The organism is Kitasatospora sp. NBC_00039, assembly GCF_045160625.1.
GTDB lineage: Bacteria > Actinomycetota > Actinomycetes > Streptomycetales > Streptomycetaceae > Kitasatospora.
Genome location: NZ_CP108289.1, coordinates 1,101,152 through 1,114,754 on the forward strand (window position 1 = coordinate 1,101,152; position 13,603 = coordinate 1,114,754).

General features: G+C 73.6%; 11 protein-coding genes and 1 pseudogene. 7 read left to right on the forward strand and 5 right to left on the reverse strand.

Translation table 11 applies throughout. The annotated features are described in order from the left end of the window. Positions 1-17: 17 nt before the first annotated feature. Entirely contained in the window at positions 18-743 is a 726-nt protein-coding gene (locus OG286_RS05405; protein ID WP_405362908.1) for a response regulator, read from the reverse strand. Then, positions 740-1,966: a sensor histidine kinase gene (locus tag OG286_RS05410; RefSeq protein ID WP_405362906.1), complete on the reverse strand. Its 1,227-nt coding sequence runs from the start codon at positions 1,964-1,966 to the stop codon at positions 740-742. Before OG286_RS05410 ends, OG286_RS05405 begins: the two co-directional genes overlap by 4 nt. 270 nt (positions 1,967-2,236) lie before the next feature. Here OG286_RS05410 and OG286_RS05415 point away from each other — a divergent pair, with 270 nt between their 5' ends. Then, complete coding sequence (locus OG286_RS05415) at positions 2,237-4,447, forward strand: MMPL family transporter (protein ID WP_405364795.1); 2,211 nt, start codon at positions 2,237-2,239, stop codon at positions 4,445-4,447. A 175-nt stretch (positions 4,448-4,622) separates the two neighbouring features. Here the strand turns inward: OG286_RS05415 and OG286_RS05420 are convergent, their stop codons facing one another. Together OG286_RS05420 and OG286_RS05425 are read right to left on the reverse strand one after the other, a co-directional pair. Further along, the gene (locus tag OG286_RS05420) at positions 4,623-5,396 is read right to left on the reverse strand and encodes a maleylpyruvate isomerase family mycothiol-dependent enzyme (protein ID WP_396323326.1); all 774 of its coding nucleotides are present in this window, start codon (positions 5,394-5,396) and stop codon (positions 4,623-4,625) included. 23 nt (positions 5,397-5,419) lie between these two features. Continuing rightward, positions 5,420-6,748 (reverse strand): aldehyde dehydrogenase family protein, encoded by a 1,329-nt coding sequence (locus tag OG286_RS05425; protein ID WP_396323325.1) that lies wholly within the window; start codon positions 6,746-6,748, stop codon positions 5,420-5,422. A 115-nt stretch (positions 6,749-6,863) separates the two neighbouring features. On the opposite strand from OG286_RS05425, the gene OG286_RS05430 reads away from it, so the two are divergent. The 6 genes and pseudogenes from OG286_RS05430 (at position 6,864) to OG286_RS05455 (ending at position 12,375) form a co-directional block, all read left to right on the forward strand. Beyond that, positions 6,864-7,313 (forward strand): MarR family winged helix-turn-helix transcriptional regulator, encoded by a 450-nt coding sequence (locus OG286_RS05430; protein ID WP_396323324.1) that lies wholly within the window; start codon positions 6,864-6,866, stop codon positions 7,311-7,313. A 433-nt stretch (positions 7,314-7,746) separates the two neighbouring features. Continuing rightward, positions 7,747-8,718: pseudogene (locus OG286_RS05435) on the forward strand (family 2 encapsulin nanocompartment cargo protein terpene cyclase); the annotation flags it as partial. Between the two features lie 16 nt (positions 8,719-8,734). Then, positions 8,735-9,610, forward strand: coding sequence for a geranyl diphosphate 2-C-methyltransferase (locus OG286_RS05440; protein ID WP_396323323.1), 876 nt, complete (start codon positions 8,735-8,737; stop codon positions 9,608-9,610). A gap of 147 nt (positions 9,611-9,757) precedes the next feature. Beyond that, positions 9,758-10,753, forward strand: a complete 996-nt coding sequence (locus tag OG286_RS05445; RefSeq protein ID WP_396323322.1) for an aldo/keto reductase — start codon at positions 9,758-9,760, stop codon at positions 10,751-10,753. A 180-nt stretch (positions 10,754-10,933) separates the two neighbouring features. Beyond that, positions 10,934-11,512 carry a carboxymuconolactone decarboxylase family protein gene (locus OG286_RS05450; RefSeq protein WP_396323321.1) on the forward strand — a complete coding sequence of 193 codons (579 nt, stop codon included), beginning with the start codon at positions 10,934-10,936 and terminating at the stop codon, positions 11,510-11,512. After that, positions 11,509-12,375, forward strand: a complete 867-nt coding sequence (locus tag OG286_RS05455; protein ID WP_396323320.1) for an RNA polymerase sigma-70 factor — start codon at positions 11,509-11,511, stop codon at positions 12,373-12,375. Before OG286_RS05450 ends, OG286_RS05455 begins: the two co-directional genes overlap by 4 nt. A gap of 163 nt (positions 12,376-12,538) precedes the next feature. Here OG286_RS05455 and OG286_RS05460 read toward each other — a convergent pair whose 3' ends face one another. Further along, positions 12,539-13,483 carry a hypothetical protein gene (locus OG286_RS05460; protein WP_396323319.1) on the reverse strand — a complete coding sequence of 315 codons (945 nt, stop codon included), beginning with the start codon at positions 13,481-13,483 and terminating at the stop codon, positions 12,539-12,541. Between the last annotated feature and the right edge of the window lie 120 nt (positions 13,484-13,603).

Below are 13,603 nucleotides of genomic sequence, written 5' to 3' on the forward strand. Positions count from 1 at the left end.
GCGTTGGAACGCGCGACCTAGGTCCGGCCCGCCTGCCCGGCGCCGGGCGGGTCCGCGGCCGCGGCACGGGCGGCGACCAGACCCGATTCGTAGGCCGCGATGACCGCCTGGGCACGGTCGCGGACGGCGAGCTTGTCGAAGATGCTGGTGATGTAGTTCTTGACCGTGGAGAGGCTGATGTCCAGCGCGCGGGCGATCCCGGTGTTGTCGAGGCCGGTGGCCATCAGCTGCCACACCTCCATCTCGCGAGGGGTGAGTTCACCCCGGCCGGTGGGGACCGGCCGGGCGGCGGCGGGTGCCCGTACGTAGGTGGAGATCAGCCGGGTGAGCAGGCGCGGCGCGACGACGGCATCGCCCGCGTGGACGGTGCGGATCGCGGCGCTCAGGTCCTCCGGGGAGCTGTCCTTGGGCAGGAACCCGTAGGCTCCGGCGCGCAGGGCACCCACGACGTACTCGTCGAGGTCGAAGGTGCTGAGGGCCAGGACCCGGCAGCCGGGCACGGTCGCGGCGAGTTCCCCGGTCGCGCCGACCCCGTCGAGGACGGGCATCCGGATGTCCATCACCACGACGTCGGGGCGCAGTTGGCGGGCGAGGCTGACCGCCTGCGCACCGTTCTCGGCCTCTCCCACCACCTCGAAGGACGGGTCGGGGGAGAGGATCAGCGACAGGCCGCGCCGGACCAGCGGCTGGTCGTCCACGATCAGCACCTTGATCCTCGGCGGCGTCGGGCCGGCACCGGTCATCGGCTCGCCCCCTCGCACCGGACGGCCGCCTCGTCCACCTCGTCCGTGGTCAGCGGCAGGTCGGCCACCACGGCGAACCCGCCGCCGGCCTGCGGGCCGGCGGCGAGGGTACCGCCGTGCAGGGCGACGCGCTCGCGCATGCCGATCAGGCCGTAGCCGCCCGGGCCCGCCGCCGGCACCCCCTCCTGCGGCGGTGCGCCCCCGCCGTCGTCCCGCACCTCGACGGTCACCCCGTCCTGACGGTACGTCAACTGCACGGACACGCGGGCCGACCCCGCGTACTTGCGGGCGTTGGTGAGAGCCTCCTGGGCGATCCTGAACACCGTGAGCCCGACGGTCGGCGGCAGCGGCCGCCGCGCCCCGTGGACGCCGAACTCGGTCGGCAGTCCGCCGAGGCGGGACTCCGCCACCAGCCGGTCGAGGTCGTCGACGCCCGGCTGGGGCAGCGCCGGAGCCGTCTCCGGCTCTTCTCCGGCCCGCAGCACGTCGAGGAGCTGGCGCATCTCGCGCAGCGCGAGCCGCCCGGAGGCCTCCAGGGTGACCAGGGCGTCCCGGACCACCTCCGGATCGGCGATGTTGGCCCGGGCTCCCCCGGCCATCAGCTGCATGGTGGTGATGTGGTGGGCCACGATGTCGTGCAACTCCCGTGCGATGCGGCGGCGTTCGTCGGCCACCGCACGGTCCGCGAGGAGTCTGCGGTTGGCCGCCACCTCCCGCTGCCAGCGGTTGATCACCAGGGCGGTGCCGACGACGATCAGGCTGGAGACGGGCGGGCCGACGGCCACGTGCCAGGGCGGAATCCGGCCGTTGCTCTGGCTCAGGACCGTCACCGACGCCGTCGCGACGGCCGCCACCGCCGTCACCAGGCCGGGGCAGGCCCTGGCGACCGCGTACAGGGCGACCACCAGGACGGCGCCGAAGTGGCTGGGCAGCGGGACGGTCAGGGCGGCCGTCGCATCGAGCACCAGCACGGCGGCGAGCGCCGCCACCGGGTGGCGGCGCCGGCCGAGCAGCGGCAACGCCGCCGCCGCGACGAGGAGGAACCCGGCCACGCTCACGTCGTACTGGGCGCCGGGGTCGTCGAAGAACGCGTAGCTGAGCACGTTGATGGCGCAGGCCCCGGCGGTCACGAGCGCGTCGTTGCGCGACCACGGCGGCTCGGCCCCGTCGACCGCCAACGGCTCCCCGGCACCGCCGGGCCCGGTGTGTCGGCTCCTGGGCATGTCCGTTCCCCCCTCTGCCGGCCTTCCGGCCTCCTGTCTCCCGGGACAGGGTTGCACACCGGCCGTGGTGTCAGCACCGGCGGCGGCTGGCGGCCCCGGGCCCCTGACCAGGACCGTGGTCCTGGTCAGGGGCCCGGCAGGGCCCCAGGTCCCCGGTCCGGATCATCCGCTCCCACGACGCCCGGCGGCCCCCGCGGCTGATGGTCTGGAGACCGGCCGGGAGACCCCGCCAAACGTCCGCACCCCAGTCCGTCCGCCGGAGGACACCACATGATCCGCGCCCTGACCGGCTACTCCACCAGACACCCGTGGAAGGTCATCGCCCTCTGGGTGGTCCTGGGTGTCGTCCTGAGCGCCCTGACCCCGACGCTGCTCGCCCGCGTCACCCAGCACCAGACCGGGGACTTCCTTCCCCGCAGCTACGACTCGGCCGCCGCACAGCAGATCGCCGAGGAGCGGTTCGGGGTGAACCCCGACGCCACCACGGTGACGGTGCTGGTCGCCCGGTCCGACGGCAAGCCCCTCGACGCCGCCGACCAGCAGCGGATCGAGGCCGAGGCGGCGCAGCTGGGCCGGCGCCGGGTCGCCATGCCCCGGGAGGACGACGTCCCGCGGTTCCTGGTCCCGGACCGCTCCCAGACGCCCCGGATCGCCCCGGCGATGACGGCGCCCGACCGGAGTTTCGAGCTGCTCGCCGCCCAGCTGACCGGGAATCCCACCGACAAGGGGGTCCAGGGCGTCTACCGGAGCTTCCGGGACTCCGCCCGGACACAGTTCTCCGAGGCGGGGATGCGCACCGGCTTCACCGGGAGCCTCGCCGGGAGCGTCGACACCACCGATGCCCACAGCACCGCCGCGACGGTCGGGAGCGCCCTCGTCACGGGGCTGATCGTCGTGCTCAACGTGCTGGTCTTCCGCAGCGTGCTCGCGGCCCTGCTGCCGCTGCTCGCGGTCGCCATGATCGGCGGCGCGGCGACGGGAGCCGTCGCGGGCGCCGCGGTGCTCACCGGCCGCAAGCTCGACGCCGGCACCCCGGGGCTGATCAACGTCGTCCTGCTCGGCATCGGCATCGACTACCTGCTGTTCCTCCTGTTCCGCTTCCGCGAGCAACTGCGCACCCGGCCCGATCAGCCCGCCCGCGAGGCCGCCGAGCAGGTCTCCGGCCGCGTGGGTGCCGCGATCACCTCGGCGGCGCTGACCATCGTGGCCGCGTTCGCCACCCTGGGGCTGGCGACCTTCGGGCAGTTCCGCTCGCTGGGCCCCGCGATCGCCGTCGCGGTCCTGGTGATGCTGCTCGGCAGCCTCACCCTGCTGCCCGCACTGCTGGCCGCCGCCGGGCGCAGGATGTTCTGGCCGTCGCGGACCCTGCAGCGCGAGCCGCGCGAGGGCCGCGCCGCCCGCTTCGGCGCGCTGGTCACGCGGCGGCCGCTGGCGATGCTGACCGCCTCCGTCGCCCTGCTCGCCGCCCTGGCCGCCGGGTCGGCCGGCATCCGGATGGACTACGGCCGGGGCGGCTCGGGTGACGGGACCGCTGCCGTGGCCACCGCGGCCGAGATCTCCCGCGCGCTGCCGGCCGGGGTGTCGGACCCGACGAGCGTCTTCGTCACCGCCCCGGACGGCGCCACCCTCACCGCCGCCGGGCTCGACGGCCTCTCGCGCGCGCTCACCCGGGTCGACGGCGTGGGCGCCGTCGCACCGACCGTTCTGAACGAGGACCACCGCGCCGCCCGGATCGACCTCTATCCGACCGCCGACCCGCAGAGCAAGCAGGCCCGCGACCTGGTCGCCGGACCGGTCCGGGCCGCGGTCGCCCGGCACACGCCCGCCGGGACGACAGCACACGTGGGCGGGACGGCGGCGGTCCTCGCCGACGTCTCGACCGCCGTCGACCACGACCTCAGGGTCGTGTTCCCCGTCGCGGCCGCGCTGATCGCGCTGATCCTGCTGCTGCTCCTGCGCAGCCTGCTCGCACCGGTCGTCCTGATGCTCTCCGTCGGGCTCGGCTTCGCCGCCACCCTCGGCGCCGCCACGCTGCTGTTCCAGCACGCCCTCGGTGAGCCGGGCGTCGACTTCACCCTCCCGCTGGTGCTGTTCCTGTTCGTCGTGGCCCTGGGCACCGACTACAACATCCTGATCGCCGACCGGATCCGGGAGGAGATGCAGCGGCCGGGCCCGGCCCGCGCCGCCGTGGCCCGCGCGGTGCGGCACACGACACCGGCCATCGCGACGGCCGGGCTGGTGCTGGCCGGCTCCTTCGCCACCCTCGCCACCACCCCGGGGAGCGAACAGGTCGCCTTCGCGATGGCGCTCGGCATCATGCTCTCGGCGCTCGTCCTTTCGCTGGTGCTGGTCCCCGCCCTGGCGGCACTCCTCGGCCGGGCCCTGTGGTGGCCGGTCCGTCCGCGGCCCACCGCGGGCGGCCGCCCCCGGCACCATGCGGCCGCACCGGCCCCGGAGCCCGACCGGGTCACGGCGTACTGAGGCGTGGGACCGCGGAGGCGTGGGACCGCCGGCTCCGGGGCCACGCGCCCCGGGGCCGGCGGTCCCACGCTCCGGTCGCCCGGTCGCCCGGCCGCCCGGCCGCCCGGTCGCCCGGCCGCGTGGCCGCGTGGCCGCGTGGCCGACCGGCTTCCCGGCGGACGGTCCCGTCCGCGGCTCAGAAGGCGGAGTTGGCGACCCAGTGCGCCAGCAGCTCGTCGTCCCCCCGCACCTCGAAGCGGTCGGCGGACCGGTCCAGCCGGCCGTAGAGGAGGAGCAGCAGGTCCGCGGCGGAGCCCCGGACGGTCGCGTCGGCGGTCGCGTCCGCGCTCTGCGGCTCGAGCCCGAAACCGTCGGGGCGCAGCCGGATCAGCCAGTCCCCGTCGCCGTCGGTGCGGGTGAACCGGATGGTCCGGTCGGCGCCGCGGAGCGCGGCCGTCCCGGGGGCGAAGCCGGCGGCGAACGGCAGGTTGGTCAGGAACTCCGACACCCCGTCGGCAGCGAGCGCCGGGTCGATGCCGGGGTTCAGGCCCAGCGCGAGGTCGGCGTCCACGCGGTGCACGAGGGTCTCGAACAGCATCCGGCGCACCCAGAACCGGGCGTGCTGGTCGGCGCCCCAGGCCCACATCGGCGCGTCGAGGTCGGCCGAGGCGAACTCCGCGCCGGCCTGCGCCGCGGCTTCGGCCAGCCAGTCGGGGTAGCCGTCCGGCGTCTGCGGCAGGTGCAGGTCGACGTCGCGGCTGCGCGGCGGCTCCTGGATCCTCTGCCGCAGCAGGACGGTGAACCAGCGCTGCACGCTGCCGGTGTGGCGCACCAGGTCGGTCAGGGTCCAGCCCGGGCAACTGGGCACCGGGGTGGTCGGATCGGCGGTCCGGACGGTGGCGACGAGGCGCGCGGTCTCGGCTGCGACGCCGGCGGCGTGGTCGAGGGTGGTGGTGGTCACGAGGGTCATTCTCCCGGGTGGCTGGGTCCGGCTCAGACGAGGGGCTTGTCGACGACGGCCTTGGCGTGGCTGAACGTGTCGATGGAGTACTCGCCGTGGTAGCGGCCCATCCCGCTCTCGCCCACGCCGCCGAACGGCAGCTCGGGCATGGCCAGGTGGGAGACCGGCAGGCCGAAGGAGAGCGCGCCGGAGGAGGTCTCCTCGGTCAGCCGCCGCTTGGTCCGCTCGGACTCGGTGAAGGCGTAGAGGGCGAGCGGCTTGTCCCGCTCGTTGATGAAGGCGATCGCCGCGTCGAGGTCGGGGACGGCGACGATCGGCAGGATCGGGCCGAAGATCTCCGCGCGCATCACGGGCGCGTCCGGGGAGACGTCCGCGAGGACGGTCGGCGCGAGGTAGCGCTCGGCGCGGTCGTGCCCGCCGCCGGTGACGAGCCGCCCGTCGTCCAGCAGTGCGGCCAGGCGGTCGAAGTGGCGGTCGTTGACGATCCGCCCGTACTCGGGGTCGGCGGCCGGGTCGGCGCCGTACATCTCGCGGACGGCGTCGGCCAGGTGCTTCTCCAGCCCGGCGGCGGTCTCGCCGATGGCGAGGACGTAGTCGGGGGCGACGCAGGTCTGGCCGGCGTTGAGGAACTTGCCCCGGGCGATCCTGCGTGCGGTGAGCGCCAGGTCTGCGCCGGGCTCGACCACGACGGGGCTCTTGCCGCCGAGCTCCAGGGTGACCGGCGTGAGGTGCCGGACGGCCGCCGCCATGACGATCCGCCCGACCGTGCCGTTGCCGGTGTAGAAGATGTGGTCGAAGCGCTGATCCAGCAGGGCGGTGGTCTCCGGGACGGCGCCCTCGACCACGGCCACGGTCTCCGGGCCGAGGTAGCGCGGCAGCAGCCGGGCCATCGCCGCGGAGGTGGCGGGGGCGAGCTCGCTCGGCTTGACGACCACGGTGTTGCCGGCGGCCAGGGCGCCCACCAGCGGGGCCAGCGCGAGCTGGAGCGGGTAGTTCCACGGCGCGATGACCAGCACCACGCCGAGCGGGTCGCGGACCACACGGGCGTCGGCCGGCTGGAAGAACCCGGGGACGGCGGCCGGCTTCGGCCGGAGCCACTCCTCCAGGTGCGCCACGGTGTGGTCGAGCTCGTTCAGCGTGAACCCGATCTCGGTGCGGTACGCCTCCTTCGCGCTCTTGCCGAGGTCGGCGGCGAGCGCCTGCTGGAACACCTCGGCCTGCTCGGTGAGCAGCGAGCGCAGGGCCGCCAGCTGATCCAGGCGCCGGGCGAGGGGCTTGGTCCGGCCGCTGTCGAAGGTGGCGCGCAGGCGGGCGACCAGGGTGGGGATGTCTGCCGCGGTGGAGGTCGGGGGGTGCGTCATGAGGGTCTCGCGGTCCTTCCGGGGGCTTGAAGGCCTAGATGGTTGATGTCTTCAAGTAATTCGACGGTAGACCTCAATGGTTGATGATGTCAAGCAATCTCCCTATGCTGGAGGCATGCTCCAGACGCCCCGGCCCGCACCCTCCCCCTCCCCCGAAGAGCTGATGGACCGGCTCGCGCGGGTGGCCGCGGCCTACTACCGCCACTTCGCCACGGTGGCCGCCGGGCACGGGCTCACGCTGATGCAGGGCAAGACGCTCAGCCTGCTGATCCGCCCCCGGCCCATGCGCGCCCTCGCCGAGCTGCTGGCCTGCGACGCCTCGAACGTCACCGGGATCGTCGACCGGCTCACCGCGCAGCACCTCGTCCGCCGCGAGGCCGACCCGGCCGACCGCCGGATCAAGAACATCGTGCTGACCGACCAGGGCGAGCACACCGTCGGCCGCATCCGCGCCGAGCTGATGTCCGGCCTCACCGCCCTGGAACAGCTCACACCCGACGAGCGCGACACCCTCCACACCCTGCTGGGCCGCGCCTTCCCCGAGACCGCCGCCCCGCAGGGCTAGGGCCGGCCCCCGGGGCCCGGCCCCTCCGCCGCGGAGAGCCGCGGAGGCTGGCTGTGCGCTTCAAACCTGGGAATCCCGAACGTTCACCCTATCGGGTACAGAGAACACTCCGTAGCGCCGCGGGGCCCGCCGCCCCGCCTACCGTTGATCAGCAAGCGACAAGGGACGCCCGATGCGGCGATCCCTTTTCTGCCATGCCAGGTGACGGCCTGTCATGGCATGCGCTTCTTCGACGTCAGTCCTTCACAGAGGGAGGCACTTCCATGTCCGCGGACACCAGATCCGGGAACAGCGTGGAGACCGGCAACGGGGAGACCCCGGCGGTACGGTCATGAGCCGTACGGCCCTGGAGCGGATCCTCGGCGGCCCCAGCGGCCTGGGGACGGCGAGCCTGCACCCGGGGCGGCGCGAGGGGCGCCCGAAGCCCGGCGATCCGATCCCGGGCCTGTACCACCACCCGGTGCCCGAGCCGGACGCCGAACGCTCCGCGGAGGTCGGCCGCCGGATCAAGGCCTGGGCGGAGGACGAGGTCGAGCTCTACCCGCCGGAGTGGGAGGACCAGTTCGACGGCTTCTCGGTGGGCCGCTACATGGTCGCCTGCCATCCCGACGCGCCGGACATCGAGCACCTGATGATCGCCGCCCGGCTGATGGCCGCCGAGAACGCGGTCGACGACTGCTACTGCGAGGACCACGGGGGCTCGCCGATCGGGCTCGGCGGGCGCCTCCTCCTGGCGCACACGGCTCTCGACCCCGTGCACACCACGCGGGAGTACCAGCCGGCCTGGGCGGAGTCGCTGCACGAGGACGCCCCCCGGCGCGCCTACCGCTCCGCCATGGACTACTTCACCCGCGCGGCCACGCCGGCCCAGACCGACCGGTTCCGGCACGACATGGCCCGCCTGCACCTCGGGTACCTCGCCGAGGCCGCCTGGGCCGAGACGGACCACGTGCCGGCGGTGTGGGAGTACCTGGCGATGCGCCAGTTCAACAACTTCCGCCCCTGCCCGACGATCACGGACACCGTCGGCGGCTACGAACTGCCCGCCGACCTCCACGCCCTGCCCGCCCTGCAACGGGTCATCGCGCTCGCGTCCAATGCCACGACGATCGTCAACGACCTGTACTCCTACACCAAGGAACTGGCCGGCCCCGGCCGGCACCTGAACCTGCCCGTGGTCCTCGCCGAGCAGGAGGACCTCGCCGACCGCGACGCCTACCTGAAGGCGGTCGAGGTGCACAACGACCTCATGCACGACTTCGAGGCCGAGGCCGCCGCCCTGGCCGCCGCCTGGCCCTCACCGTCCCTGGTGCGGTTCCTGCGCGGCGTAGCCGTGTGGGTCGACGGCAACCACTACTGGCACCGGACCAACACCTACCGCTACAGCCTTCCCGATTTCTGGTAACCAAGGAGCTCATCCCGTGACGACGACCGACCTCCCCGCGACCACCGTCTCCCTCCCCGGCCCGGCCACTCCCTACCAGGGCGACATCGCCCGGTACTGGGACCATGAGGCCCGGCCCGTGAACCTGCGCCTCGGTGACGTCGACGGCCTCTACCACCACCACTACGGCATCGGCGACGTCGACCACGCCTCGCTGGGCGACCCGGACGACAGCGAGCGCGAAAAAAAGGTGATCACCGAGCTGCACCGGCTGGAGTCCGCGCAGGCCGAGGTGCTCCTGGACCACCTGGGCGCCGTCCGGCGCGACGCCACCCTCGTGGACGCCGGCTGCGGCCGGGGCGGCTCCAGCGTCATGGCCCACCAGCGCTTCGGCTGCAAGGTGGAGGGCGTCACCCTCTCGGCCAAGCAGGCCGAGTTCGGCAACCGGCGCGCCCGGGAGCTCGGCATCGAGGACCACGTCCGCGCCCAGGTCTGCAACATGCTCGACATGCCCTTCGAGACCGGCCGGGTGGCGGGCTCCTGGAACAACGAGTCCAGCATGTACGTCGACCTGCACGACCTCTTCGCCGAGCACTCCCGCATCCTCGCCGTCGGCGGCCGGTACGTCACCATCACGGGCTGCTGGAACCCCGCCTACGGGCAGCCGTCGAAGTGGGTCTCCCAGATCAACGCGCACTTCGAGTGCAACATCCACTCCCGCCGCGAGTACCTGCGCGCCATGGCGGACAACCGCCTCGTACCGCAGGCCGTCATCGACCTGACGCCCGCGACCCTGCCCTACTGGGAGCTGCGTGCCACCTCCTCCCTCGTCACGGGCATCGAGGAGGCGTTCATCAACTCCTACAGGGACGGCTCCTTCCAGTACGTCCTGATCGCGGCCGACCGGGTCTGACCGGCCGGGCCGGGCCGCCCCACCGGGCCGCGGGCGCCAGTGCGCCAGCGGCCCGGTGCCGTCCGCCGGGTCCCCGGCGACCCGTCTAGGGTTCAGTCCGTGGGGCGCGCGCCGCCGCCCGCCGGAACCGTCGAAGGGACCCTCACCATGCCGACCGCACCCGCCACCGGCCACCCCGCCGCCCCGCCGCTCGCGCGGTTCGGCCTGGGCACGGCCGCCGTCGGGAGGCCCGGCTACATCACGCTGGGGCGCGACCTCGACCTGCCGGCCGAGCGCACCGTCGAGGCGCTGCGCGAGCGGACGCACGCCCTGCTCGACGCCGCCTACGCGGCGGGGGTCCGGTACTTCGACACGGCCCGGTCGTACGGCCGCGCCGAGGAGTTCGTCGGCGAGTGGCTGGACACCCGGCCGCAGGCAGCCGCCGACGTGAGGGTGGGAAGTAAGTGGGGCTACACCTACACCGCCGGCTGGCAGGCCTCCGGGGTGCCGGTGCACGAGGTCAAGGAGCACTCGGCGGCAGTGTTCGACCGTCAGATCAAGGAGACCAGGGAGCTGCTGGGCAAGCGGCTGGACGTGTACCTGGTGCATTCGGTCACCCCGGACAGCCCGGCGCTGACCGATGCCGCGCTGCACGCCCGGCTGGCGGAGCTGGCCGCCGAGGGCGTCCGGGTGGGCCTGTCCACCAGCGGCCCGGCCCAGGCCGCGACCGTCCGGGCGGCGCTGGAGGTGACGGCCGAGGGCCGGCCGCTGTTCGCCGCCGTCCAGTCGACCTGGAACCTGCTGGAGCCGTCCGCCGGTGACGCACTGGCCGAGGCCCACGCGGCGGGCTGGCTGGTGGTGGTCAAGGAGGGCATGGCCAACGGGCGCCTCGCCGACCGCAACGCCACCGGGCCCGACACGGCCCCGCTGCGTGCCCTCGCCGCCCGGACCGGGGCGTCCTGCGACGCCCTCGCACTGGCCGCGGCCGCGGCCCAGCCGTGGGCGGACATCGTGCTCTCCGGGGCGGCCACCCCCGCGCAGCTGGCGTCGAACCTCACCGCCGCCGGGCTCGGCCTCACCCCCGACCGGCTGGCCGGCCTCGCCCCGCTCGCCGAGCCCGCCGAGGCGTACTGGCGCACCCGGGCGGCCCTGTCCTGGGCATGAGCTCCGGCGGCAGCGGCGACCGCCGCCGCCACCGCCGGCCCGGACCCCTTCCCGGATGTACGCGTCGGCCGCTTCGCCATACCGGCGGACCGGCGGACCGGATCGCTCCCCGGCCGCCGTTGTCACAGGCGAGGGGGGTGTCGGTGTCTTCATGTCAGACAGTCCGACGGAAGGAACACCATGACACTGCGCATTCCCAAGGCGAAGCTCCCCACCGAGATGAGCGAGAACATGATCAAGCAGCTCGGCGCCGTGCCCGAGCCCGTCGAGGTGGTGTGGCACAACCCCGGGGTGGCCACCTCCAACCTGGAGTTCTCGGCCAGGCTGAGCGAGTGGGATGCGGCCGACGCGAGCCTCAAGTCGTTCGCGCACATGGCCGTCGCGGCTCAGGTCGGCTGCAGCTGGTGCCTCGACGTCGGCTACTTCCAGGCGCAGAACCAGAACCTGGACCTGACCAAGGCGAGCCAGGTGCCGCGCTGGCGGGAGTCGGAGGTGTTCACGCCGCTGGAGCGGGACGTGCTGGAGTACGCCGAGGCCATGACGAACACGCCGCCGACCGTCACCGACGAGCTGTACGCGGGTCTGCTGGAGCGGCTCGGCCCGGCGGCGATGGTCGAGCTGACCGCCTACATCGCCTTCGTCAACATGGCGACCAGGAACAACAACGCGAACGGGGTCGCGTCGCAGGGCTTCGGCGACGCCTGCGCGATTCCGCTGGCAAAGCGTCAGAAGAAGTCCGACGTCGCGGAAACGGCATGACCGAGGATCCGTTCGTCGCCCATCGCCGTCTGCTGTTCACCGTCGCCTACGAGATGCTCGGGTCGGCGGCCGACGCGGAGGACGTGCTGCAGGAGTCCTGGCTGCGGTGGGCCGACGTCGACCGGTCGCAGCTGCGGGATCCGCGGGCGTACCTCGTCCGGGTCGTCACGCGGCAGGCGCTCAACCGCCTGCGGACCTTGTCGCGCAGGCGGGAGGACTACGTCGGCGAGTGGTTGCCGGAACCGCTCCTGACCAGTCCTGACGTTGCCGAGGACGTCGAACTGGCGGAGAGCGTCTCGATCGCGATGCTGACCGTGCTGGAGACACTCGGGCCGGCGGAGCGGGCGGTGTTCGTGCTCCGCGAGGTCTTCGAGCTGCCGTACGGCGAGATCGCCGAGGCCGTCGGGAAGTCCGCGGCCGCGGTACGGCAGATCGCGCGGCGGGCACGCGAGCACGTGGCGGCCCGGCGGCCTCGGACGGGAGTGAGCCGGTCGGAGCAGCGGGCCGTGGTGGAGCGGTTCCTGTTCGCGTTGCGCACGGGGCAGTTACAGGAATTGATGGACGTGCTGGCACCGGACGTCGTCATGGTCGCCGATGGTGGCGGACTGGTGGCTGCCGCTCTGGCTCCGGTTCACGGGGCCGGACTGGTGGCGCCGTTGCTCGCGCGGGCCCACCGGGTGGTGGCGGCGTTCGAGACGACGACCGTGTGGCTCAACGGCGCGCCGGCGGGCCGGATCGAGATCGACGGCGAGCCGTCCACGGTGAGCCTCGTGGTGGAGGAGGGGCGGGTCACCCGGATCTACGTGGTGAGAAACCCGCAGAAGCTGACACGGCTGGACGAACCGGTCGAACTCGCCAGGTAGGCCGGCTGCGGCTCGGTGGCCGGTGGGTGTTCCGGACGGTGACGACCGCCCGGAGCACCCGGCCATCGATCAGGGCAGACTCCTCGTCGCCCTGACCGGCATCCAGGCCGTCGCGGATCCCTGACGCATGTCCGGGGGTCACTCCCCCACGGCCGACGGCGTGTCAGGCCAGTGCCTTGGACTGCCAGTAGCCGAACTGCCGGAGCGGGTCGCCGTCGAGCGCCCAGGGCCAGGGCGTGACCGTGTCGCCGATCAGGTCGAACGTCGCCGCGCCCTCGCGCACCCGCCCGGCCTGGACCAGCGCGTAGGCGAGCAGGTTGAGGTCGGCGCGGGCGGCCGCGTGCGTGAGCTGACCGGGGCGGAGCCAGCCGGCCAGGGCGGCGTCCAGCGCGCCGGTGGCCCGCTGGGTCGCCCACTGGCGGCGCACCAGCAGCCCCTCGACGCCACCCCGGGCGAGCGTGCGGGCGTGCTCGTCGACCAGCGCGGTCAACTCCACGCCCACGGCCGGCGCGGTCGACGGCACCCCGGCCCGGACGGCGTGCACGAACTCCTGCTGACCGCTGCGCGAACCGCACTCCTCCGGCGACAGGTAGCGCAGCATCTGCAGATGGGCCTCCCGGTTCCACGGGTCCCGCGCGGTCACCTCGTGCCAGACGGCGAACAGCTCGCGCGAATCGGCGCGGGTCTGGCGCAGGATGCCCAGCAGCACCACCCAGGGCGTGGGGTCGTCGGGGAGGGCCTCGGCGGCTCGGTGGCAGTGGTCGGCGGCGGCCGCTGGGTCCTCCATCCGCCCCGCGTGCCGGCCGCGGACCAGCTCGACCCACGCCTCGAAGACCAGTGAGTCCGCGTTGCGCGCGCGGCGCAGCCGCCAGGTGCGGGCCAGTCCCGAGGGCGCCGCGGCCTCGGCGAGCACGGCGAATCGGTGCCCACGACGGTCCCAGTCCGTACCGGCCTCCTGGAGAAGCCGCTCGACCTGGTCGATCTGAATGCCGTCCTGGCCCGGTATCCCGGGGGAATTCAGCTGCCGCCGTACGCGGCCGAGTCTGACGTCATCGAGTTCCGGCAGCAGACGCGGGCCGGAAGCGCGAAGTCTTCGAAATATCGACACGCGCCGCAGCCTAGGCCCCCGGCGGAATTCCGGACAGCCTTCGGGAGTCAATTGTTATTTCCCGGTGCTATTTTCCGGTTCCGTGACCTTACCGTCTCGTACAGCGACCGGACGAGGCCC